The 23,696-nt window shown below is 65.4% G+C and carries 19 protein-coding genes and 1 pseudogene; 3 read left to right on the top strand and 17 right to left on the bottom strand.

From position 1 onward, the window contains the following. Window positions 1-237 precede the first annotated feature (237 nt). The gene (locus AB0I81_RS60985) at window positions 238-1,038 is read left to right on the top strand and encodes a hypothetical protein (RefSeq protein ID WP_360679109.1); all 801 of its coding nucleotides are present in this window, start codon (window positions 238-240) and stop codon (window positions 1,036-1,038) included. Between the two features lie 561 nt (window positions 1,039-1,599). Here AB0I81_RS60985 and AB0I81_RS60980 read toward each other — a convergent pair. From AB0I81_RS60980 to AB0I81_RS60955, 6 genes are all read right to left on the bottom strand, one after another. Continuing rightward, window positions 1,600-2,982, bottom strand: coding sequence for a 3'-5' exonuclease (locus AB0I81_RS60980; protein WP_360679107.1), 1,383 nt, complete (start codon window positions 2,980-2,982; stop codon window positions 1,600-1,602). 48 nt (window positions 2,983-3,030) lie between these two features. Next, the gene (locus AB0I81_RS60975) at window positions 3,031-3,612 is read right to left on the bottom strand and encodes a UvrD-helicase domain-containing protein (protein ID WP_360679104.1); all 582 of its coding nucleotides are present in this window, start codon (window positions 3,610-3,612) and stop codon (window positions 3,031-3,033) included. Continuing rightward, the gene (locus AB0I81_RS60970) at window positions 3,609-5,579 is read right to left on the bottom strand and encodes an AAA family ATPase (protein WP_360679101.1); all 1,971 of its coding nucleotides are present in this window, start codon (window positions 5,577-5,579) and stop codon (window positions 3,609-3,611) included. The genes AB0I81_RS60975 and AB0I81_RS60970 overlap by 4 nt, the downstream gene beginning before the upstream one ends. Window positions 5,580-5,688: 109 nt before the next feature. Beyond that, complete coding sequence (locus AB0I81_RS60965; protein WP_360679098.1) at window positions 5,689-6,588, bottom strand: hypothetical protein; 900 nt, start codon at window positions 6,586-6,588, stop codon at window positions 5,689-5,691. A gap of 922 nt (window positions 6,589-7,510) precedes the next feature. After that, window positions 7,511-8,281, bottom strand: a complete 771-nt coding sequence (locus AB0I81_RS60960; RefSeq protein ID WP_360679096.1) for a hypothetical protein — start codon at window positions 8,279-8,281, stop codon at window positions 7,511-7,513. 616 nt (window positions 8,282-8,897) lie between these two features. Continuing rightward, entirely contained in the window at window positions 8,898-10,025 is a 1,128-nt protein-coding gene (locus AB0I81_RS60955; RefSeq protein ID WP_360679094.1) for a hypothetical protein, read from the bottom strand. 286 nt (window positions 10,026-10,311) lie between these two features. Here AB0I81_RS60955 and AB0I81_RS60950 point away from each other — a divergent pair, with 286 nt between their 5' ends. Together AB0I81_RS60950 and AB0I81_RS60945 are read left to right on the top strand one after the other, a co-directional pair. Next, the gene (locus AB0I81_RS60950) at window positions 10,312-10,866 is read left to right on the top strand and encodes a transglutaminase family protein (RefSeq protein ID WP_360679092.1); all 555 of its coding nucleotides are present in this window, start codon (window positions 10,312-10,314) and stop codon (window positions 10,864-10,866) included. Beyond that, a complete protein-coding gene (locus tag AB0I81_RS60945) occupies window positions 10,859-11,530 on the top strand; it encodes a 3'-5' exonuclease (protein ID WP_360679089.1) in 672 nt (223 codons plus the stop codon). The genes AB0I81_RS60950 and AB0I81_RS60945 overlap by 8 nt, the downstream gene beginning before the upstream one ends. 219 nt (window positions 11,531-11,749) lie before the next feature. Here the strand turns inward: AB0I81_RS60945 and AB0I81_RS60940 are convergent, their stop codons facing one another. The 11 genes and pseudogenes from AB0I81_RS60940 to AB0I81_RS60890 all read right to left on the bottom strand — a co-directional run bounded on the left by AB0I81_RS60940 (window position 11,750) and on the right by AB0I81_RS60890 (window position 23,693). Next, window positions 11,750-12,607: an aminoglycoside phosphotransferase family protein gene (locus AB0I81_RS60940; protein ID WP_360679086.1), complete on the bottom strand. Its 858-nt coding sequence runs from the start codon at window positions 12,605-12,607 to the stop codon at window positions 11,750-11,752. Further along, window positions 12,594-13,154, bottom strand: a complete 561-nt coding sequence (locus tag AB0I81_RS60935; RefSeq protein WP_360679085.1) for an AAA family ATPase — start codon at window positions 13,152-13,154, stop codon at window positions 12,594-12,596. Before AB0I81_RS60935 ends, AB0I81_RS60940 begins: the two co-directional genes overlap by 14 nt. Window positions 13,155-13,182: 28 nt before the next feature. Further along, window positions 13,183-14,826, bottom strand: coding sequence for a hypothetical protein (locus AB0I81_RS60930; RefSeq protein ID WP_360679082.1), 1,644 nt, complete (start codon window positions 14,824-14,826; stop codon window positions 13,183-13,185). Window positions 14,827-15,014: 188 nt separating this feature from the next. Continuing rightward, a complete protein-coding gene (locus AB0I81_RS60925) occupies window positions 15,015-17,186 on the bottom strand; it encodes an HAD-IA family hydrolase (protein WP_360679080.1) in 2,172 nt (723 codons plus the stop codon). After that, window positions 17,183-17,440: an acyl carrier protein gene (locus AB0I81_RS60920; RefSeq protein WP_360679124.1), complete on the bottom strand. Its 258-nt coding sequence runs from the start codon at window positions 17,438-17,440 to the stop codon at window positions 17,183-17,185. Before AB0I81_RS60920 ends, AB0I81_RS60925 begins: the two co-directional genes overlap by 4 nt. A gap of 27 nt (window positions 17,441-17,467) precedes the next feature. Continuing rightward, a pseudogene (locus AB0I81_RS60915) lies at window positions 17,468-17,656 on the bottom strand (hypothetical protein); the annotation flags it as partial. Then, window positions 17,590-18,876, bottom strand: coding sequence for an AMP-binding protein (locus tag AB0I81_RS60910; RefSeq protein WP_360679077.1), 1,287 nt, complete (start codon window positions 18,874-18,876; stop codon window positions 17,590-17,592). The gene AB0I81_RS60910 and the pseudogene AB0I81_RS60915, both read right to left, overlap by 67 nt. After that, complete coding sequence (locus AB0I81_RS60905; RefSeq protein WP_360679074.1) at window positions 18,873-20,189, bottom strand: aminotransferase class I/II-fold pyridoxal phosphate-dependent enzyme; 1,317 nt, start codon at window positions 20,187-20,189, stop codon at window positions 18,873-18,875. The genes AB0I81_RS60910 and AB0I81_RS60905 overlap by 4 nt, the downstream gene beginning before the upstream one ends. Further along, a complete protein-coding gene (locus tag AB0I81_RS60900) occupies window positions 20,186-21,502 on the bottom strand; it encodes a thymidine phosphorylase (protein ID WP_360679072.1) in 1,317 nt (438 codons plus the stop codon). The genes AB0I81_RS60905 and AB0I81_RS60900 overlap by 4 nt, the downstream gene beginning before the upstream one ends. After that, window positions 21,499-22,818: a hypothetical protein gene (locus AB0I81_RS60895; protein WP_360679069.1), complete on the bottom strand. Its 1,320-nt coding sequence runs from the start codon at window positions 22,816-22,818 to the stop codon at window positions 21,499-21,501. The genes AB0I81_RS60900 and AB0I81_RS60895 overlap by 4 nt, the downstream gene beginning before the upstream one ends. Continuing rightward, the gene (locus AB0I81_RS60890) at window positions 22,815-23,693 is read right to left on the bottom strand and encodes a TauD/TfdA family dioxygenase (protein ID WP_360679066.1); all 879 of its coding nucleotides are present in this window, start codon (window positions 23,691-23,693) and stop codon (window positions 22,815-22,817) included. The genes AB0I81_RS60895 and AB0I81_RS60890 overlap by 4 nt, the downstream gene beginning before the upstream one ends. Window positions 23,694-23,696 lie beyond the last annotated feature (3 nt).

The following is a 23,696-nucleotide window of genomic DNA, read 5'->3' as shown; positions in this document are numbered from 1 at the left end:
GCAGCCCGTCAAAGGCCGGCCACCTCTGTAAGGCCATCGCCGTCCTTCAGAACCATCGCGCTGCCCAAGCCGCGTGAGCCTGAAATAGGTTCACTGGTTGCTCCAGAGGCAGGTGCCGAGTATCCGGGTTCCGGACATGGTGATGAATCAAACTGATTACTACCGCTCCAAGATCGATCGAGATCGGTACAGAACTGTTGGAGTTACAAGCCTGGCCAGGACATCTACAATGGTGGCGTGTCACAGAATACGGACAGATCGGCCGACGGCGCTCACGAAGAAGATTTGATGAGTATGGAGGAACAGGCGCTGTCTCAGACTGCGTTCATTCTCCAGGAGCGAGGCAAAGCGCAAGCGGCAGCTGCACTTCTAGACGCAGAAAGCCTGTCGTTTGGGTCAGAAGAGGCATGGAACGATGAATACGTGTACGCTCAGCTCAATGTTCCAGGATGGCTGCTAGATCGATTTGAGAACGACGACGATCTGAGGCAGGAGATCTGGGACGTACTGCAACCTGTTCTCTCGCGGCACGGCAAGAGCGTGGATGGCCTGCGTGTTGGTCCCGCGCTTCCCAAGGTTGACAAGTACTGGCGTGAGACTCTCTCGTCAAGACTGTCCGACAAGTCGGTGACCAATCATGCCGCGAAAATAACCAATCCCAATCCGAATCTTCGGCGGGACGGATTCACGTTCGAGTCTCTGGAAGAGGTCCGAGTATACGAAGCACTCAAGCGAACCCAGAAGGCATTGCCCACAAATGCAACGATCGCTATCTTTCCACTACCTTTCGGCCGTCCGGTTACCGGCCTCTCTAAAACTCCAGATTTCCTTGTGGCTCGCGCAGGAAAGGTTGGGATGATAGAGGTTGACGGCCCACACCATCGAGCTCGACTTGCAGCGGACATGAGCCGAGATCGCCAATGGAAAGACAGTGGGATATTAGAAATCGAGCGTATCCTCGTTGAGGATACCACCGATGACTCTAAGCTGGACAACCTGGTACGTACGTTCCTGACCAGGCTCAAAGAACGCTCCTGATACGATGCCACCCCCGCTCGGTGCCAAACTCGCTCATAGCGCTGCCTGCGGTTACGCGCATCGTCAAGCGACTCTGCGATGATCGAAGATCAGACTACAGACGGCGCTTTTTGTGGTATTCGAGCGGTGAGATCGACCACCTCGGCTGTGTCGTGAAGGGGTTGGCGTAGTGACAGCGCATAATGTGGACGGTGCTGGTTGCAGTGGCGCTCGTACTCAGCCAGGACCTGTCCAGGTGCCGCTCACCGTGGACCAGAACGTGGTCGAGGCATTCGCGCTGAAGCGTGGCGACGAACCGATCAGCGAACGCGTTCGCCTGCGGCAGCGCGGCGGATTCTTCGGGAGGAGCATGCTCGCGCTGGCGAGGACCTTAATCCAGTGCCGGGGGGCGGGAATTGACACGGCGAATCGAACCGTCCTGTCGGGCGGGATAACCCCGGTACGGCCAGCTGCAGGCCCCGATTGTACGTGATTTGGCCCTGCCGTTGACAAACCTTGCCCTGTTGTCTCGGACGCTGGGCGAGGTTCGCCCGGCCAAAAAGAATGGTCTCCGTGGAGGCGTTAAGGCCCCGTTCCCACGTACGACTGGCCTATGCCGGGGACCCATGCCTGAGCTGTAAGCACTCGTTCGTCAACGCCAGCCTGATCAAGCAGCTCATATAGGTCAGCGATTCCGCCTGCACGGGCAGTCGGGGATGTGCTGGTAAAGACCAGTCGTTGCGCTGCGCGGGACAGTCCCACGAAGAACGTCGATGTTGATCCTTGGACGTCCCGTGTGTGCGCCCACCATTGCTCCTCGTCGAGCCCTAGGAAGAAGACGGTGTGGTATTCCAGGCCCTTGCTGCGGTGGACGGTCAGCAAGCTGACGGCGTCTGCGGCTTCGTACTCCTCCAGGAGGGCTGGCCAGAGTGCTGGGCCAGAGACCTGCTGGAGCCGCGCATGAACGCTCTCCAGGATTTGCGGAAGGTCCCTGTCCCGGTTGTAGCGGCTGAGGGCGTCGAAGCTGACGCCGGCCACTACTCGCTCCAAAGCCTCGGTAAGGTGCGCCTGGCTTGGGGGATGCTCGTTGAGCCAACTGCGTAGCGCGACGATGAGACCGGTGAGTTCGTCGCTGAGCGTTCGGAGAGCCGTCTCATCCCCTGTCGCTCCGCGAATATGGCCCATGGCGGTGGTCACGTTCATCCAGACTTGTGGGAGTCCGGTGGGTGTGGCTGCGAGGCGTAGCAACCCGATGACGAGTCTGGCCACCTCGTTCTTTAGGAGGTTCTGTAGCTTCATCTTTCCGACGTTGGCGTCGTCGTTGCGCAGACGGATGCCGTGTTGGGCTAGCTCGGACTGGAAGAGGGGATCGATATCGGCGACCTTTTGCCGTGCGACGAGTGCGTAGTCTGCCGCTGTGCGGTTGGACGAGGCGATGTCGTCGGCTATCCACGCGGCGATGGTCCGCGCTTCGCTCTGGCGGTTGCCGAAAGTCCATAGGCCGACTGGCTCATCCATAGGTTGGTGCCGTGCCATGGAGATCGCCTGTACCGCTTCGGAGTCCAGCCTGCGGGCGACGATATGCTGCAGTTCCACCAGTGCTTCTGATGAGCGGAAGTTCCAGGTGAGCTCGTGGCTCTCGGAAGCGAATTCTGCAGCGAAGGACTCGAAGGCGTTGGGGAGTGCGCCGGCAAATCCCATGATGCGCTGCTTGCGATCGCCAACGATGGTGATCACAGGTCTCTCGGCGTTGCCATCGCTGGTAGCCGCGAGGTGGTCGGGATCCCGTTGAGCGGCTTTTGCGGCGATAACGTTTTGCGTGGCAAACAGTGCGCGCAAGAAGGAGAGCTGCGCCGCTGTGGTGTCCTGAAATTCGTCGACGAAGACAAACGGGTAGGTTAGTCGCATCGCACGATGGAGCTGGGGATTGGCCCGTACCAGAAGCTCCGCCAGCCGATTGATCATGACGAAGTCGAGTCGCGGCTGTGCGGGAGTTAGATAATGTCGGCGCCATCAGGCAAGAGCGGCAAAGGCGACTGGATCCATCAACGCATCCTCGGATTGTATGAGTGGGAGATCCCATTCACCCACCACCTGAGAAAGAAAGGTCTTAGCGTTGAAAATCTGAATCGCCAACCGCAACGCCGGAGGCGCGTTCCGCGGCAGCTCCGCCAAAAAGGACACCACGTCGCTGGCAGAAAAATATTCGAGGCTGTAGTTGTCAGGCATGGCCCAGTTGGTCGGCAAGGAGAGCCTGAATCGGTCAAGGAGACCTTTGGTAAAGGCATCAAAGGTCATAGAATCAAACCGCCAGGCGTGCTCGGGTACCCGGGACCGGACTCGGTTGCCGAGGTTGGCAGCGGCGTCGCGTTTGTAGGAGATCGCGAGAATGCGCCGAGGGGACGGGCATACCCCGGTCTGCAGGAGGTAGGCAGCTCGTTGGGCCAGCAGTTCGGTCTTCCCCGCACCTGGACCGGCAGTGACCGAGCTCGAACCCGCCGACCGCACCACCTGCCATGCGGCTGGCTCCAGGCCGTTGATACCGATCGGACGCCAGGCGTCGGTGTCTTGCACCGAACTTGGGTTGCCGGTCATAGGGCTAGCTTTCGCTGGATGTAGGCGATCAAGGCGTTGAGCACCTCGGGGCCATGCTTCAGATCGTTGTGCGATACGCGTGTGAGCGCGCTTAGGTGGGTGCTGGGCTTGGACCGGGACAGGAACAAGTATCGGTACCAGCGCAGCTCGTCGTCGCGCTCTGCCCTCTCCGCCTGATCTACAGGATCCCAGTAGGAGGTGGCGGGGTGATCGGCGCCCAAGACGCTGTCACGGGCGTCGGCAGCGTTAGGGCCGCGCTCGTTGCCGGTGCGGACCTTGTAGGCATTGGGGTAGGCGCGGATCATGCTGTGATCAAGGTCCAAAGGGCTGCTGAAGAAGACGCCGAAGGAGCGCAAGTGCGTGGCTATCTTCTCGGCCTGGTCGTAGCTCATGTCGTCGGTGATATCGGCGATGCTCGTATACCCGTCCAGATTGGCCAATACGTCGATGCCCTGGTCTAGCAGTCGAGTGCAGGCATCCCTCAAGCGCCCCGGCCCGCCCCCGGAACGGCCGAAGTCGAGATCCAGGAGTGTGGCATGGGGAATCCCAAGGTCGTTGAGGAGCTTCCAAAAGTGATTGGTGTGGCGCCCGCCGAGCGGAACCATCGCCACGAAGGACGGATCGAGCTCGATGCCCTGTGCCTCGGCGATGCGAGGGATGACTACTTCTTCCGAGTCGCCTTCCCCTAGGACGACGAACCGGGCGAAGTACAGCTCAGGATGAGCTCTAACCGCTTCGCGTACGTATTTGCCAGCCTCGGTGCTTTCTTCGGGAAGGGTGATGGGTCGGACGGACGCGGTGCCAGTATCGGCCGCCAACCGGAAGAACCGGATGTTTTCAGGTTCGATGCGTGCCAGAGCTCCGGCAGAGTGACTGGCGATGATTGCTTGGGTTCGTGGGTTGTTACTGAGCTTTTTTAGTTGGCCGGCAATGCGTGACAGGTAAAACGGCGACAGGCTGTTTTCCGGTTCTTCCACGATGACCACGGTCAAGCTGGGTAGCCGAACCGAGCTCAGATCGAACTCACTGGCGTGTACTCCGGCAGCTAGGCCGCTTTCGATATCGAGAGCGGTTGCGGTGAGAGCCAGATGGAGTAGAGAGCGCTGCCCATCGCTCAGCATGGCGGCTGATCGAGGCTTGCCTGTGTGTGTCGGCTCGAATACCAGCTCAGTGTCGCGCAGCAGCTGTGCCAGGTCTCCTTCAAGTGGGCGCAGCCGAGGTACGGCGTCCGTGCCTGCGTCATGGAGTTCTTGCCATCGACGTGCTAGCGCTGCTTCCACGACGCTGGTGCTCGGCTCGGCGTGGAAGCGCTTAGCGATCGTTGCGGTGGTTGTTGTTACGAGGTCGCGAAGGTCTTGAGACCACCGCGCCGCTCGCCAGATTCGACTACGCAAAAACGCGGCAAGCTGACGGGAGCCGTCGCGTGATGCGGGAACGTAGAGCACCTGGATGCGGGAGCGCTCCGCTGCCGTCAGTGCATAGACAGCCTCGCTGCCGTACTCCTCGTCAAGAGTCATGACGGCTTCACACGTTTCGGTCACTGACCCGTCGATAGTGCCATCAGCCACCCACGTCGCCTTCAGGACGATGCGACATTTGAACGTTCCATCAGCGGCGGACGCCATGCGGTGAAAGAACTCGGGAACTGTGACCTTACTCAGGTCGCTGCCCTCTTCCAGTTCGGGAAACGCAAGCACTGCCTCGATAGTGAGGCTCCGACTGTCAGGTGGAGAGACCTCTCCTGGAGGAACATGGAAGTCGTCGGAGCGGACAGCACGTTCGCTGGAGGCGATGCCGAACAGCCGAAGTAGAGCTTGGCAGGCTGCGGTTTTGCCGGCGCCGTTAGCGCCGATGAACGCCGTGAACCCATCATTGAGGCCGATTGCCGTTGGATCAGGCCCAAAACATTGAAAGTTCTTCAGAGCGATACTCTCGATGTGCAATGTGTTCTTCCCATCTATGGACATGCAACGAGGCCGGTACCCTCGGACGCCTACGCGGGTAGGCCATGGCGAGGTTGCTACGCCATATCGTGTCGGGCTGCGACAGTTGTGAGGTTACGGCGCAGGGCACTGCTCACAAAAGCGGCTGCCACATCTTGCCTCCCTGTTCGGCCGCATCGATCTTGTACGTCAGCGCGTCGATCAAGCCGAAGCGCCCCTCGAAGATTTGTGCGATGTCACGACCATCCATGAGAACCAGATTGTTACGGGTGCCGCGGGCGACCTGGAAGGCATGGTTCAGGACATTGTCGTCGAAGCCGGCCATTGATATGTACAGGCCACGTGTGCTGTCGATCTTGCCATCGACCTTGGCCTTGAATTCAAGCAAGTCCCCGGCGGTAGGTGTCGAGCTTCGCCACTTCGCCTCGACAAGGTAGGTGAAGCCACGAAAGTGGAACGAACCGTCAATTTGCTCTCCAGTGATTCGGTATGGCGGCTTGTACTCCAGATCATGCAAGCGGCACAAGTCAGTAAGAAGCCGTTCGAGCTTATAGCCGCGGCTTTGCCGTTCACCATCGCTACGTGGGACCAAACTACTGAGGGTAAGGAAGTTGATGCGAAGCTGTCCTAGGCGGTGTTGACGCTCTTGCACGGCGGTGGCCCTGCGTTGACTCGCTGCTCGCCGTGCCTCCGCAGCGGCGCGCTCGGGGTCAACCAGGGTCAGCGACGCTTGCGCCTCATGCTTCAGTTCTTCGATGGCCGTCATGCCAGCCTGCTGATCCGAGGCGTCGCTATGAGGGCGTCTCATACGGCAGAGCTCCATGACCACCTTCTTCTGGATGACGTGCCCTGGCGTCCCCATATCGCCCAGTTCATCCCATACCGCCCTGGCGATCTTCGCCTTGCTGTATAACGTGGGATCGTCGTACTTGTCGTAGAGCGCTCGAGGCGTACCGGCTTGGACAAATACGGCGCGGACGTCGTCGCGGAAGTAGAAAGCATCGCGGCACACTGCAATCACCGCGCGTTGCACAGTAGTGGGTACGGGCTCGATGCCGTGAGTCGAGGCCGTGTCTCCAGGTGACCTACTTGTCATCCTGCTACCTACCTTGGGCCGCCTTGAATAGAAAGTAGCCAGAAGCCGTGGTGCTGGTAGGGCGCCCTACATCGCACAGTGCGGTACGGTCTGAGGACGCGCGTTATTAACAGAGCCTTCGTAGCCAGGGTGGAGCTGAAGTTTCTGCGATGCTAGTTATACCCGGTCGATGGGGCTCTCGGGAAATCGGGCATTAAGTTACGTAACGCCTAATACGCCCATTGCGGTGATCATGAAAATAGGGATCATGCCTGGTCGCGCGCGTAGTGGCACTGCATGTATCGGCGGCGTGCAAGCCTGTTTTATGGCTGGTCATAACCGTCGGTCTGATGGTGCGTGGGCTACCGGGGCTGCGGCGTCCGTGCCGGATGGAGTCGCCGGCTGGTGGCACCCAGCTCTCTGGCGTGCGATGGCGTGAGTGTGGCCAGTGGGTGACGCGTTCGATGTGAAACAGCGCAACGCTGGCGGTTCCTGGCATCGTGCAGGGAGTATCCGTGTTGCTCGGATGCCAGGTCAGGGCAGCTAGGGGTTGGCCAACTCGTCGGCCAGGTTGTGGGCCACCCTTGATTCACCGGTTCTACCTGCGAGGTGGTGAGGGCGGGCAGCGTGAACCGGCGCTCCCTTGCCGCAGGACCCGTACGCGGCCGCCGTCGGCGGTCCGGAGTCATCGCCGTCATTGCCCTTTGAGGCATCGAGAGTTGCATCAGGTGGGCCCGGGGGCGGACTTAGCCCAGTCTGTAAACGCCGCGGCAAGATAAGACTTGCGGCCTGCCTTACGCTCACAGGTGACGAGCTACCGCCGTGCCGAGACGCTCGTTCTCCCCGTCCGGGGTGATCGTCCGTGAAGCTGCGTGCTCGATCAACCAGAATCCTCGGGTCGAGAATCCTCCAGCGTGTACATGATATTGCCGAATTCATCATCGTCGTACTCGGCCGGTGCCAACTCTGGAGTCGGCCGATAGGTCTTAGAATCGAAGGGCTCGCTTACGGATAGCAGGCCCGTCAGGAATTCATAGGCTTCCCGAACCAGGACGCGATCTGTAGATAAAACGCCGAATTCTAGATGACCCCGGGAAGAGGCATCGGTCCAATTGGCACTGCCGAGCCACACCGACTGTGGCAAGAAGACGTCGCCTGTAAACTCCTCATCATCGTCCCAAAGAATCCCTAAGATGAGTATCTTGGCGTGAAGTAGCGGCCCCCGTCTGCGATGTCCTCTGTACCCGGCAAGTCGTACCGGGCCCACCATCACGCTCATGCTGTTGTAGGGACCGATAAGAGAGGGATGACCGTCTACCAGGGGCATGAGATCGCCAAGAGGGCTGAGGGCGCTGGTGGACAGGCTATCCCCGCGTGCCTGCAACTCCTGAATCGCCGTACTGAAGGACTCGTCAGGACCTGGCTTGTCCACTACTATGCAGCATGGCATCTCGGCCAGAAGTTCCGCGATGGCGGCGTTGTCGAACCAAGGCACACATCCTAGGGCCGCCGGGATCCTACGCCCGCCGTTGGCGTTGTAGTGCCTCTGTAATTCCTCCGCGAGGCCCTGCACCACACCGCGCCCGAACCAGGCTCGATCGATGGCGCTTGGTCCCCAGCGTTTAGCTTTTTGAATATTACAGGAATCCATAGAACCTCAATTCTTGATGTGCAACATTTTTACTTGGGAGTCAATTCCTGGTCGCTGGGTAGTTCAACTGGCGCATTGCGATCGGGCGCGCACAGAGCTCTCCGAAAGCATCCGCGACTAGAGGCTAACTGATGAACTTGTACGACCGAGAGCAAACCTCCATGTAATAGGTAGGGCAAATTGCCCACCCACTAAGATGCTAGTGCAGCGTGGTTGACCCCCTGCATGGCGTAGACCGCCAGTTGTCGATGCACGAGTCGGATTAGGGTCACCGCGGCATCCAGGCCCGCAAGCCCGCCGAGGGCTCCCTTCCATGAGGCCAGCGTTGCGTAATGCAGACATCGGAGTCGCCCACGAGTCGGATCGTCGGCTACTTTGGGCGGGAAGTCTTCGAGCCCCACACCTCAATTATCGCTAGGCGTATCACGGTGAGAGGCTGAAGGCCAGATGAAAGCTACCGGTGATGGTCTCACCCGGACCCTCGCGCATGTGCTCGACTTGAATGACTCTGGCTTGTAGGCCGCGTCTGCTGCCGAGGCTGTGACGTCTATCGGGCGCAGCGGAGATGAAGCGCCCACCTGGGCCAACTCTCTGGTGGCATTGCGGGTACGCATCGCTACAGCAGGCGCTCGCAATCGGCAGCCGCCGCTTCCCGGACTTCTGCGAAGAACGCCGCTGTCCGGCGCTTGTGCCATTCCTCATCATCGAGGTCTTCAGCTTCGTCGAACTCGGTCGCGTCTTCGGCGTACAGCAGCCAGCAGGCCCGGATGCCGCTGAGCAGGTCCTCTAGAAGATCGAGGGCCGGGCGGGCGGGGTCCAGCGGCGTGATCCGCAGGCCGAGCGCGTCCAGGTTCAGCTCGGACTGGTCCTCGCGCTGCTTGTCGAGCAGTTGCTGGGAGGTGGCGATGTGCTGCTGGAGTGCCGTGAGGTTGGGGATTTCGCCTTCTGCGACCCGGAGGGCGTCGCGGATCAGGGGCATCACCGCCTGGCGAGGTGAGGTGCCGTCGGCCATGAGTTCCAGGATGAGGGTGGGGGTTTCGTGGGGGAGTGCCTCGATGTGGTCGGCTTCGACCACGATCTGGGTGGCGGGGAGTCCGGCGGATTCGGCGGTGATGGTGGCGGCGGCGTCCAGCCAGTGTGCGGCGGCGATGGCGGCTGCGGCGGGGTCGATGTCGGTGAAGAGTGCTTCGGGGCCGAAGGGGTGGTCGTGCAGCAGGTTGTGGGCTTGGGCGACTTGGAGCGGGGAGGCGTCTTCGCGGGTGAGGGTGACGGCCTGTCGGGCGCGTTCGGTGAGGTTGCCCAGATCGGCTTGTTCGATGGCGGCCAGTTCGGCGCCGACGTCGATGGTGACGCGGGTGGTCAGTTCGGCGGCGTTGAGGGCGTGCAGGGCGCGGCCGACCTGATGTGCGGCTTCTTCGACCTGGATGTAGGACTGGATCATGTAGCCGTCGGAGGGCAGGTTGGGGTTCGTCAAGGCGGTGAGGACATTGGTGAAGGCGTCGCGTTCTTCCTGGCGGCGTTCGCCTTCGGAGTTGGGCTCGTGGCTGTCGGCGGCGCTGGCCGGGTGGGTGTAGCACCGCCAGCAAATCTCGGAGAGTTGGGTCAGGGCCTTGGCGAGATTGAGGGCATCGTGGCTGGGGATCCCGGCAGGAAGATCGGCGACGTCCACCGCGGTGTCGCCTGCCCCGATGCTCCAGGAGGCGATGAGGGCGTTGCGACGGTGATCGACGGCGTACCGGGTCAAGAGGGCTCCTCACAGATGAGCGACAACGATGCTGGGACACGCCCAGCATGAAGCATCGGGGTCGTGCGAGTACCGAACTCAAGGGCGAGTCCCTTCTTTGCTCGTCTCTGTCACTCGGTCAGTAAAGGGTGATGCGACGCGGGCGTGGATGGGATCGCCGTGTTCGGGCCCGACGCTCGGCTACAGCCCGGCGTCACGTAGCCCTCGATCCTGCCTTCGAACTAGCGTGACCTGCTGACATCAGTGCAGAGGTGCGTACGGGGGAGCCCCGGGATACCGTCGGCACGTGGATGAGCGCGCTGAGCGGATCGCCTTGTTCCTCGCCGTGCGGAACGTGCCGTATGCGACGGACGGCGCCCATGATGCCGACACGTTGATGACGCTCGGGCGGGGCGACTGCCTGGCCAAGTCCGCCTATCTGATCGAGGGCTTCCGGGCGCTCGGTTACCAGGCCCGGCGGGTCCGGTGGCTGTATCACCTGCCTGACCGGCCGGCCGAAGTACGGCTGCTGCCGTCACGGGAGGACGTTCATTCGGCTGTCGAGGTGCTGATCGAAGGCCGGTGGACACTGGTGGACGCCACCCATGATCCGCCCCTGGCCGCCGCCGGACTGACGGTCGCCGAATGGGACGGTATCACCGACACCATCCCGGCGTACGAGCCGCGCGGGCCGCTGTGGCGACCGGGGGACGGACCCGAACCGGTGCCGAACGCCGGCGTCGACGAAAACGCCGTTGTCGACCGCGGCAACCGCTATCAGAAGGCGTTCAATCGGTGGCTGCGCGAGGTTCGCGGTGAAGCCGCAACGAACGCACCGCGGCATGGGGCGGCTGATGTCTGACGCCTCGCCGCTCTATGGCGATGCCGCTTTTGCCCGTCACACCTACCTGGTCATCGATTTCGAGGCGCTTACCCCCGCCGGGCGGCCCGCCGTTCCGGTGGAGGTGGCGGTCCTCGCCCTCACCGTCGCCGGCGACAGGCTGTCGCAGCAGTGGAGCTTTGAATCGCTGGTCGCACCGCCCGCCGAGGTGCCCGTCACCGCCTTCGACGTGCGCATGACGGGCCTCACCGCGGCGATGTTGGCCACGGCTGCCGGCCCTGAGCGGGTCATGGTCGAGCTCGACCGTCGGCTCACGGCGCCGCCGTACCGGCTGGTTGCCCACCACGCGCCTACCGAGGTGGGGCTCATCGCCCACCAACGGTCGCACTGTCCCGTTCTGGCGGCTGTCCCGCTGCTGGACACCGTGCGACTGGCCCGCGCGCTGTACCCGGAACTGCCGTCGCACCGGCTGGACGATCTGGTGCGGTATCTGCGTATTGAGCCGCCTGCGCGTCGTCATCGGGCGATGCCGGACGTGCAGGCTACGGCGCGCATCTTCGAGCATCTGGTGGCTGAGGGCGGACGGGCGGGTCGCTGGCGCACGCTTTTCGATCTTGACCGGGTGGGTGGGCTGGCGCCCAAGCGGCTGCCATCATCAGCCGGAGTTCAGGCTGGCCTGTTCTGAGGCCACGAGGCTTGCGAGGGCGACCCTACACGGTATTGGCCAGAAGCGTTCATATCGTCGATGTCGATCTCTGACCAGGCTCACTGCTGCCAATGCCCAGCATGCTCGCTCGTGAGGAGCCACTGACGGAGCCTGCAGCAACGGCAGCATCACGTGGCCCAGCGAGCGGCGAGTGGGAGATCCTTGGGCGACCGGCTGGCGGACCTGGGACGAGGCTGCTCAGATGGCTTGTGACGGCGGTTCTTCGCGCATGAGACGTTGTAAGGCGGCATAGCCTTCGGCGGCGAAGCGGTCTTGGCCGTTGGCGGTGGCGGTCACGGCGATGGCTGCGGCGTCGACGGTGCCGCACAGGTGCATCAACTTCTGCTCGGTGTGTGTTGGTTGGCGTCCGTAGCCGGTGTAGAAGGCGTCGCGGAGGTCGGGGCGTGCGTGGAGGGTCCGCATGGTGATCCGGAGGAAGTCGCGGCCGGCGGCCTCGTAGCGGCTGGTTTCGAAGTCGATGACCGCTACGGCTCCGGCGTTGAGGAGGAGGTTGCGGCTGGTGAAGTCCAGATGGGAGGGCACGGCCGGCTGAGGCGGCAGATCCTCCAGGAGGGTCAGGCAGGTGTGGGCGAAGGCCAGCTCCTCTGCTGTGAGAGGGGTGGTGTTGCCGCTGAGCTGGGCGCGGATGTAGGCGGCCCGCCGTGGGCCGAAGTCGGGCAGGACCTGGGGAGGGGCGGCCTTGTGCAAGCGGCGCATCAGTCGGCCAGCCTGATGATAAGCGTGCTCTTCGGTGGCGGGGTCGAGGTGTTGGTCGCAGAGTGGTGTGCCGGGCAGGGCAGTCATGAGCAGCAGGCGCTGCTCGGTGTCGGCGGAGATGAGGCGGGGAGCGTGGGGCGCCAGGGCGGGGGCCCAGTGCTGCAGGGCGTGGTGTTCACGGGCGAACATGGCCGGCGTGGTGTTGTGCTTGGCAATGAGCTGCTCGCCGTTGGGCAGGCGAAGCCGCTGGATGCGGGTGGTGGCGTCGCCCCAGGAGTGATCCACGACGGCGGTGACCGGCGTGCCGAGCAGCTTGGTAGCCCGGTCAGCGAGGTCCATCAGTGCTCACGCTGGTGACGATCGTCGCGGCGCGGTCGGCGGCCTGGGCGGGGGCGAGGGTGGTCGTGTCGATGACGTGGGCCTCGGTGGACAGCCAGTCGGTGTAGGCCTGCTCGTAGCGCGGGAGGTTGCGGAGCCGGAAGTCGATCACTTTCTGGGAGCGGGCTGGATCGTCGGGGAACATCTGATGGCCGGTGATGCGCTCGCGTACGGTCGCGGGGTCGGCGTGGAGCAGGATGTGGTGGACGGTGATGCCGCGCTTGTCCAGGACCGAGAAGATCTCCGTTGCGTAGTCGCGGCGGAGCAGGCTCATGGGCGCGATCAGCGGGCCACCGGTGTAGGCGAGGACCTCGGCGGCGGTTGCGGCGACCAAAGGGCGCCATGGGGGCAGGTCCTGGAAGTCCTTCTCGCGGCCGGGGAGGATCGCCCGCACCATGAAACCGACTTCTTCGGGGTCGAACAGCAGACTGTCGGGGATACGGGTGAGGAGGTCTTGGGCGACAGAGGTCTTGCCGCCGCCGAACGGACCGTTCAGGAATATGATCATGTGCTTCCTCGGGTGATGGGGCCGGGTTTCAGGCCAGCATGTCAACGGCGGGCAGGGCAGGTATGCGATTTTGGGCCAGCGCCAGGTCGAAATGATGGGCCGCGACGGCCCATACGCGGTGCAACTCGGGCTCCACGTCGACTGGAGGCTGCAGGACCTGCCCGGCGGTGTGTCCGGGCGTCACCTTCATGGTGGTCGCGGCGTAGCTGCCCCGTGTGGTGGAACGGTTGCGCAGCTGCAGCGCCACCAGCACCGGATGTGACGTGGTGGCAGTGACCGTGACGTGCACGGTGATCGCTTGGCCGGGAACGAAGTGGCTGGGCGACTTCAAGGTCAGGCTGAGCCGGCTGCTGCCGACAGCGGAGGGGCCGCATCGGGGGCACGTGAGGGCGAAGTGCCCGTTCTTGCTGATCTCGGTGCGCGGGCATGCGCAGTAGGGGCAGGCGCTGGCCGGCTGAGGGGGTTGTGGCAGCAGAGGGGCGGACAGCGCGGTGAATAGGCGGCCGAAGGAGCCGCTGCGCGTGCGATGGAGGATGTCGAGCGCGGCCCGCGCCCATGCCTGCTCGTCCCGCGACGCGGAAGCTGACGCGCTGCTGAGTTGTCGTGCGGCGGCTCGGGCTCTTTGCATCTCGTCCAGGCACGCCTTGAGTTCTCGGTCGGGTCGCTGTTCGCACATGCTCCGGAGCGCCCTCTCCCACGTCGCGGACGTCTCCAGAAGGGGAGCGGGAGAAGGCGGCAGCGTAGCCGAGGTACGGGTCATGCAGTTGCGCGCGTTGTGCTGTCCGGTGTTCGCGGTCGGGCTGTTGGAGCCGGACATGCCTTGGTCGGGATCACCGAGGAGCAGGATCGAGGGATCGGTGCCGCGTCGCGCCACCAGCTGGTTGACGTGAAGGGCGATGTCTCCCAAGGGCAGATGTGCTCGAAGAAGCCGCGCCGCGTGGGCTGGCTCGGCGGAGCCGGTTGCCGCGTCGCCACGCAGCAGCCCGATCACCGCCGACGGGTAGCCCTCGCAGGCGTCCAGAGCGAGTGCGACGTCGGAGGGGTACTGCTCGGCTGGGGCCAGCGTGATGGCGTTGCACACGAAAAGCCCGAGCACGCTGGCGCGCAACTCGTGGGGCCGTAGCAGCTTCAGGGGCGCGTCGCGGGCGATCTTGCAGCGGGTACGCGTACAGCCTCCCGGTATGGGGCGGCCGTCGATTGTCCGCTCGGTGTCACCGGTGAGCCCGCACACCAGGTACGGGTCGAGGTGGGCGTGGGCGGCTGAGCCGTGAGCGTCGATCAGCAGGTGCCGGGCGCCCTGCTCGATGGCCTCGCTGAGGGGGATCGGCGTGTCGTCGGGCAAGGTGCGTGCGCAGCCGGTGGGGCCGTGCAGGAGGAGATCGGCTGAGCGCGCGGTGCCGGTAGGCGCGGCCAGGATCTTGGCCAGGCCGAACACCTGCGCGGCGTGATCGCGACCGGTCAGCAGACCGACGCGGACACCGCCTTGGGCGCGGGCGCGGAGGAGGGGGAACAGCCCCGCGAGTGTGCAATCCGCCGCGTCCGCCACAACCAGGAGGCTGGTGTCGCCGGCGGTCGCGGTGACCGCGGAGAGCGTGGCGGCGCTGGTGTGTGGGCGCCGCAACGCCTCGGCGGCGAGTTTCCCGATCGGTGCCGCCCCGGCGATGGACACCACCCGAGCCCCTGCGACAGGGACTCGCGTGGGTACGCCGGTGGGGGCGTACCAGGCCATCACTTCGGCCCAGCGTCGGGTGCGAGCGGGATCGGTCGGCCTGAGCAGCGGGATTCGGCCGGCGCGAAGGTGTCTGCCCGCCTCCTGTAGGTTGCTGCTCCACCAGCAAGAGGGAGGCAGGACGGCAGCCGTCACGATGAAGCTCCCTGAATGGTCGTGGCCAGGGCGTATAGCCGTAGGCGCCGGGTCAGTGGCGTGGCGAGCCGCGTTGCCACTCGTTTGGCGGCCTGGAGGCCACGCTGGTGCCGGACGTCGTCGATGAGGCGCGTGTAGGGCCACGCGCGATCTTCCAGGGCGGCCAGAGCACATTCGGCGGTCGGCATTTCGTCCCAGATCGCCAGGTCATGGTCATCGGTTGGATGGCCCCGGTCCGCCAGGTGCCGGGTGACGCGCTCGTCGGTGCCCTTGCCTACATAGAGCGGCGCCGGTACATCGGCGAAGGCCGCTCGCTGGTAGGCGCGCTCTATTGCGCTGACCGGGTCCGGGCCGAGGGGGTGGACCAGCAACCGGAGCAAAGTCCCGCCGGGCCGCAGTACTCGCAGCGTCTCATCCACGGCGCACAGGGGGTCGGGAGTGAACATCAGCGCCTCATGCTCCACGACGGCGTCGAGACTCTGGTCGGCTGCGGGGAGGCTGAGGGCATCACCTACCTGGACGTTCACATGCTCCGGAGAACGGGCCCGCAAGAGCTCGGCCATGGCGGGGGAGTACTCGAGGGCGAGGTAGGAACAGGAACCCGGAGCGAGGTGGCTGGTAATCCGGCCGGTTCCCGCCCCAATCTCCAGGACATCGACTTCCTTGAGCCACGTACGGGCGCACACGGCCAGGCCAGAGGCCATATCAGCAGGTACCGGCCGGTGGTGGTCGTAGACCTCGGCCAGTGCGGCATCGTAGAGCGCATCCCCTCGGAGCGGACAGGGACTCAGGTCGACGGTGCCGAGCACGGTGTTCAGGTGGGTGGCCAGGTGCTGCCAATCCCAGCTCAGCGGTGCCTTGAGGAGGTGGAGGTTTGCGTAGCGGGCGTGGCGGAGGACGGGGAGCAGCGCCCTGACAGCAGACGCCAGTCCGTGGGAGGTGAGGGCCTCGCAGCTCAGAGAGGTCGATAGGGCTTGGCGTGTGGCGGCTCCCAGGTAGCGGGAGAGGCATAGCCCCGGAACGGGGGCTGCTTGGTGGCGGGCCAGCACGGTGGCCAGGTCCGTAGCGGCGATGCGGGCGCGGTCCAGCGCGAGCGCGGCAGCGAGGGCGTCGCCGCGGTCGTGAGCGAGAGCGGTCTGGGTGAGAGCCCAGGCCATCTGGGAGCCGGCCGTCTGAACGGCTCGTGAGGCGGCGGTTCGGATGCTTGGCGTCCAGGGCGGGAGATGTTCCACCTCGCCGGTCGAAGACGTGGTCCAGGTTCGTGGATCGCCGGCGGATAGGCGGGCGTCAACGTCGGGAGGCAGAACCCGGACCTCCATGGCCGTGCCGTCGCGCATCTGCATGCCGATCGAGGCAGGGCCTTTCGTGATTCCGGAGATCTCGGGATGCTCAGCGAGTGCATGAGTGACCAGGGTCTCCGCCTTCGGCGACGTGGATAGATAGATGACCTGGTAGGTGTCAGTCTCGGCTTCTGCGCTACGGGGTGCGGGGAGTGCCACCGTGCCGTAGGTCTTCAGGACATCCGTGATCGTCCTGCTCTCGGGGGGACGCGGATCAAGGGGGTAGCCACAGTCGGCGAGGGCTTGGGCCAGGGTGAGGGCGTTGGTGAAGGTGACGGCGTGCATGCCGCACGAGCGCGCAGCTCGTACGTTCGCGGGGTTGTCGTCGGTGAAGAAGACCTCTGACGGGCGGAGTTCCATCAGGGCGGCTGCGGCCAAGTAGGCGGCGGGCGCCGGCTTGGTTGCGCCGATGTCCGCGGAGTTGACCACCACGTCGAACAGGTGGGTGATGCCGTGATGCTGCAGGTCGGCGGGGACGGCGTCGGTGTTGTTGGTCAAGGTGGCGATCTTCAGCCCGGCAGCCCGTGCTCGACCAAGGAGATCGACCATGTCGGGATCGACTTCACCTCGATCGCCGGACCAGATGTCGGCCGCGCCCCCGGCGTGGGGGCCGAACTCGGCGATCAGCCGGGTACGGACCTGCTCAACCCAGGCATTGTGCGTGAGTAGCCCGTGATGGGCCGTGTCGAAGTCGTCTCCGTAGGCCAGGCGGCGGATCGTGCCGTCGGGCAACCCGTGGACGGCTTCGGCACGGCGGCGGCCGTGCCCGCGCCACAGCCGTACGACTCCGTCGAGGTCGACCAGCAGCCCGCGCAGAGGCGTGGTCATCGAGCCTCCTCCCTAACCGTGGCGATGGCGCGCGCCAGGTGTGCCGGAGTCGGATCGGCGGTGAAGTCGGCGATGGTGATCCGGGTGCCGTGGTTCTCGTTGACGCCGTGGATCAGCGCGGGCACCGCGATGGAGTCGCCACCGTCGGCGAAGAAGTCAGTGCTGCTCGGTGGCGTCCCGGTCAGGCGCTGCCAGAGAAGGACGACATCGTCAGGCAGCGCGGCCGCCTGACGCTCCGGCGGGGGCTTGTCCAACGCTGCTCGGTCTATCTTTCCGCTGGCTGTACGGGGTAGCTCAGGGACCACGTGGATGCGCGACGGGACCGCGCTGGCGGGCAGGCAGGAGGCCAAGTGCCGGCGCAGTTGCGCGACCGTCACCCACTCGGACGCCGCCGCGTACAAGCTCAAGCCGGACCGCTCCGAGTCGGTGCGAGGCACACCGCGGCCCCATGAACGCCGGGCAACCGGCATGCGACCGCTTCGACCTCGCCTGGTTCCAGCCGTACGCCGCCTAGGTTCAGCTGCTGGTCGATGCGGCCGGCAAAGGCGAGCTGGCCGTCGTCGAGGACGCGGACGAGATCACCGGTCCGGTAGTAGCGACGTGGCCCGGCGCCGTCCGCGTTCAGGTGCACGAGTCGGGAGGCGGTCTCCCGGCTCATCCCCAGGTAGCCCTCGGCCAGGCCCGCTCCGGCCAGATACAGCTCACCGACTTCTCCTGAGCACGTGGCGCGGCCGTCCTCGGTGCGGACGTGCGCGATAACACCGGGCAGCGGTCGGCCGATGGGGACCGGATCCATGCCGGGGGTGATGGGAAAGGCCATCAAGGCTTCGACGGTGGCCTCGGTGGGGCCGTAGGCGTTGGCAACCTGATAGCGGCTCAGCCACCGGGCGAGCGGCGCGGTGTGAACTGTCTCGCCGCCCAGGACGATCAACCGCACGCTATCGAGCTCGGCGAAGGGCATGGCCGCGAGTGTCGTCGGCGTGCAGGTGAAGGCGGTGACGCGATGACTGTCCAGCCAAGTCACCAGCTCGGAACCCACCGCCCGCTGCCGGGGCCCGGGAATGAGGAGGTGTGCGCCCGCGGTGAGCGTGGGAAGCAGTTCCCAGAGCACGGCGTCGAAGGCCGGTGAGGTCAGCTGCGCGACCCGGTCGGCCGCGGAGAAAGCGTACAGCGTGCGAAGGGCTTCCGCCCGCGCCGCGAGGGCGTCCTCACCGATGAGGACCGGCTTCGGGATCCCCGTGCTGCCGGAGGTATGGAAGATGCACCCCGCTTGCCGTCCGGCGCCGGGTCCGTGGCGCACGGCGCTCGACCTCATGGTCGGCGCCACACTGATCCGATCCGGTGCCCAAAGCGGAGGACCTCCATCGGGTGTGATGGCCACCTCGGCCGAGCAGGCGTCCGCGACAGCGGCGAGCCGACCAGGGGGATGGTTCATGTCGAGGAACACGGCTCGGGCGCCCGCCTGCCAGATTCCCAGAACGGCAGCGCACCACTCCACGCTGGGCGGCAACGCCAGCAGCACCGGCGCCTCGGCCACGTCGAACGGGCGCAGCACATCGGCGATGCCGGCGGAGGCATCGCGGAGTTCGGCGTAGGAGAGAGTTCGGCCGAGGTGGGTGTCGGTGACGGCCGGAGCGTCGGGCTGCGTCGCCGCCTGGGCGGCGAAGGTCTCCAACAGCGGGCTTTTCATCGGGAACCTCGCTTACTGACCTCGGCGTGGGCGTAGCGCAGGAGTTTCAACGACGCGGTCAGATCCGCGTGCGGGACCGAGAGGTTCACCCGCAGGCGCGCTTGCCCTGGATACAGGCTCTCCCAGGCCGATACATCACCTCCGAACAGGAGCATCGGGTTGAGCTTGAGGTGATGGCGGCGACCGATGTCGTTGACCCAGGCAATGACCTTCTCCGCGTCACCCAGCGGCGCCAGCACACGAGGCAACAGCGAATAGCCGGCCATGGGGCGCAGAGTGTCGCCGGTTTCCAGCAGGGAGTTGGTGTGCTCGTTCAACAGGGTGAACGAGTGGGCGAAGTGCGTTGCCATCTCACTGAGGTGGCCGACGATCTCGAAACAGGTCTCCCACGTGGGCACGGGAACGACCTCGTGCTCCACGAAGCGATCACGGATCCAGGCATACGCCTGTTCGACGGCATGCATACCCCCGGCTCGCTCAGCGTCGGCCAGCAGCAGCACTGCCAGATACAACAGGACGACCTGACCGATCATGGGGTTGATGGAGGCGGTACGGTCGAACTGCTCTTCCCTGGCCGCCGCGATGAGAGGCGGGTATCCGCTGATCAGGATGCCGGTGCGCAGGCCCGGTACGCACATGTCCTTGGCCGGGGTCATCATGATCGCCGTGGTATCGAGGCCGCCGGCGACGAGATCCCGCGCCTGGTTCACCACCTTCGCGGCGGCTTGAGCCGAGCCGCCTGCTTGGAAGACGATATCGAGGACTTTGAAGTCCACATCGAGTTCGGGACGGGTGAACACGGTGCCGGTGACACCGTTGGGCAAGATCTCGACCAGCGCCCGGCGCTCGGTATCGACGCCCGTCGTCGCCAGGGCGCCGTCGTAGCGGTAACGGGCCGCAACCTCACCGCCAAGTCGCCGGGTCGTCTGTTCGAAGGCGTAGTAGCACGGCATGGGCAGGACCAAGCTCGTGTCGCAGCCGGCCAGGAAGCCGGTGACGATGTTGATGGCCTCGGTCGAGCCATGGGTGAACACCACCTGCTCGCCGCTCACCTGCACGCCGAGATAGGCGCCGGCCAGGCTGGCGGCGAGCTCGCGGTCGCCCGCGTCGGCGTGGGTGCCGTACTCGGCGATCCGGCCGGTCTGGACACAGGCGCGCAGGACGACGTCCAGGTGGTCGGTGACCGCTCTGGCGGGCGGGTAGAGGTTATAGCCGTAGCCGATCTGGGAGCTGGACCTCGGTACTCCGTCGCGTAGGCGGCGATAGACCGCCACACAGGCCGCGTCGGAGGGAATCGTGGGTGCCCCGATCACGTCGATTCTCCTGTGATGGCCTGGTGAATAAGAGGTGGCTCGGCGATGGGATAGCTGCCGAGGGTGAAGGCCGTGAGCGCGGTTGTGGAGAGCTGGCCGACGTCTGCACCGGAGGTGTGAAGCTCGGCGAGGCGAGTACCGGCCTCGACCTCATCTCCGACGCACACGTGCAGAAGAATGCCCGCAGCAGGATCGACGGCCGCGCCGGCCCGGACACGGGCCGCCCCCAGCCGGCCCGCCAAGCGGCCCAGAGCAGCGGCATCAATGGCTTGAACTACTCCGGCGACGGGCGCGACAACGCTGACCACGCGACCTGCCTGCGGCAGTTGCGCGAGATCCCCGCCATGCATGTCCACCCACGTACGGAAGATCTTCAGGGCCGATCCGTCAGCCAACGCCTTGCCCAGGCGCTCGCAGATCGTCTCGTCGGGAACGGAGGGCCACGCGGAAGCGGCTGCTTGGCCGGCCAGAGCCAGCACCAGGTCGTTCAGACGCGGCACATAGCCGCCCGCGAGGACATGCAGGGCTTCGATGACCTCCAGACTGTTGCCGATGGCCCGTCCCAAGGGCTGTTCCATGTCGCTGATCAGGGCGCGCGTGGGAATGCCGTTCCGGTAGCCGATGGCGACCATGAGCTCCGCCAGGGCGCGGGCGTCCTCCAAGCGGCGCATCATCGCTCCGCCACCGGTCTTGACGTCGAGCACGACCACGCTCGCGCCTGTGGCGAGTTTCTTGCTCATGACCGATGCCGCGATCAACGGCAGGGAGTCGACGGTGGCGGTGACGTCCCGCAACCGGTACAGCGCCGCGTCTCCCGGCGCGAACACCGGCGACTGCGTGGCAATCGCCATGCCCGTCGCCTCCAGGCTGGCCTTCATCTGATCAGGGGTGGTCGGAAGGACGAGTCCGGGAATCGCCTCGAGCTTGTCGACGGTGCCGCCGTGATACCCGAGGGCACGGCCGCTCATCTTGGCCACCGGAATGCCGACGGCTGCCAGCAGCGGCGCCAGAATCAGAGTGACGTTGTCTCCGACGCCCCCGGTGGAGTGCTTGTCGGCGACGAACGCCTCTCGTCCTACCTCCAGGTGCTGCCCGGTGTCGGCGAGGACCTGCGCGAGCTGGACGGTTTCGGTACGGGACAGGCCGCAGCAGGTGACAGCCATGAGCCAGGCGCTGATCTGGTAGTCGGGGATGCGTCCGGCGAGGTGGCCGTCGATGAGAGCAGCGATGTGGGCTGGGGTGAGCCGGGTGCCGGAGCGGGTCCGTTCGATCAGCTCCGGCACCGGTGGACACGGGGGAGAGGTGTCGTTCATGCGGCGTACTCCTGAGCGCTGAGCTGACGGAGCGCGGCGGCGATCTGCGGCTGGTCGGCCAGCCGCCAGCGCGGTACGCGCGCGGCTCGTAGCGCGGCCACATGCTCGGCGATCAGATCCGCCGGCCGGCGGGAGAACACGGCGGCGGTCAGTAGCTCGGCGACCAGCGGCATGTCGTCGGCGGTCAAGCCGACCGACAGCGGCTCGGCCACGCCCAGGCGCAGCGCCGGCCGTCCCTGCATGCCGGGCAGGTCGGTCAGGACGTTGACGCTGATGCCGGCTTCATCCAGCCGCCTGCCGGCGGTGACGGCATCTACGCCCACGATCGAGCTGTCCACCCACAGCTGGTGGCCGCCGCTGTAGCCGCGCTCTGCTGCCGCAGGCGGAAGGCCGCGCTCGGCAAGATGGCCACCCAGCAGCCGGGCGCTCGCGATGACCTGCTGGGCGTATTCCTGGGGGTCGGCGGCGAGGAACTCGGCCGCGGCCAGACCGAGCGCACAGGTGGCCGCGAGATGATGGTTGGAGATCATCTCCTGCTGGGCCAGCCCGATCTCAGCGGCGGCATGTGCATCGCGGGTGGCTATCAGGGCATGCTGCGGACCAGGGAACGTCTTGTGTGTGGACCCGCCCATGGAGTCGGCTCCCGCGTCCAGCGGGTGCGGGATGGCGCCGCCCAGGACGAGTCCCATCCAGTGTGAGATGTCGACGTGTACGAGCGTCGGGGTTCTGGCAGCGCGTACGGCCGTCACGACCGCCTCGGTGTCCAGCGGGAACAGGGCGTGTGATAGGTCCAGGTAGACCAGGCAAGGGCGATGCCGCGCCACGAGCGTGGTCAACGCATCAAGGTCCAGCGTGTGGGGGTCCGGACCGCGTGCGAGGACCGGTACCAGCCCCAGACGGCGGGCGAGGCCGGCGGTGGCGTAGTGCCCGCCCTGGTCAGTGTGGATGCTGATCACTGGTGTGCCGGGTCCGCCTCCCAAGGCGGAAAGCACCAGGGCCATGGCCTGCAGGCCGCTCAACGGCCGGACGTTGACATGGTCGGCGCGAGCCAGGTGGCGCAGCAGTGGCAGGGTCAGGTCGGTTTCTACCTGGGAAGCTTCGCGTGCTGCCGGGAAGTTCCACGAGTTCGGGTCGTTGCCGGTGTTGAAGAAGTACCGGTGCCCGCTGTCGAGCCCCAGCGCGATGCGGGCCAAGGGGGAGCTGTGGTTCTCGCTGGGGATCATGTTGAGCCGGCGCTGCGCCTCGCGCTCCTGCCGGGTGAGCGCGTGCAGGGCGGTCGTCACGCTGCTGATCAGGTCGTCGGTGAAGGTGCTCACGAGGCGTCCCGCAGGAAGAGGCCGCGCAGCATCGCGCGAGGCCGGTCGGGCACGTCCCGGTAGGGCGTACGGCCGTGGCAGATGCGGGAGTTGGCCATCAGCAAGCCCTGCCCGGCCTGCAAGGTGAACCGCAGCGCGTACGGAGAGCCGGGCTCGGCCAGCTCCGCAAGTGTTGCGAGCGCTCGTCCAAGGGCTCCCTCGTGACCGTGTTCTGGATCCCAGAGGTCGTTGCCGTCCCGGCTGTAGCGCGTGACGAGCGTGCCGTCGACGACGGCGAACGCGGGGCCCCAGGAGACGTCGGGCGAGCCGTTCACGGTGGCGCGACGTCCCAGGACACGGTCGGAGAGCAGGGTGGCGGCGGCGTCCGGGTCGGTCCTGGCCAGCTGCCGGAACGCTCCCACCGCGTTGAAGAGCGTGCTCTGCCCGCCTTCGGCAGCCGGGCGGACGCAGAGCAGGATCGAGGTGACCACCGTGCCGATCGGCTGGAGCAGACCATCGACGTGCAGTCCCTGGCCGGAGGCGGATACGGCCGGATGCGGCACGTGCGCCGCCGACGCGGTCAGCGTCGAGATCCCGCTCGCCGCCACCCCGACCGCGCCGGGGCGACGGTAGAGCGGGGGCACGAACGGCTCACCGAGATCCAACGCTTCCGCCAGCGCGATCAGCCCATCGTGGGTCGGGGGTTGGGAGCAGGAGGTGACGGCGAAGCCCGCGTAGCGGAGTTGCTCGATCACTGCGGCGAGGTCCTTGGCCTGCGGGGAGTCGTAGGAGGCCACCGGGATCGGGCTTACCGTTGCGGGGAAGGCTGGTAGCTGGTTCTCTTCGGTGGTCGCGATGACGTGGTGCAGACGTTGGGCCAGCACAAGAGCAGCCATGGG

The sequence above is a fragment of the Nonomuraea sp. NPDC050404 genome (assembly GCF_040655495.1).
In the GTDB taxonomy this organism is placed as follows: domain Bacteria; phylum Actinomycetota; class Actinomycetes; order Streptosporangiales; family Streptosporangiaceae; genus Nonomuraea.
Note: the sequence above shows the minus strand (reverse complement) of the source record. Positions and strands in the feature narration are given on the sequence as shown.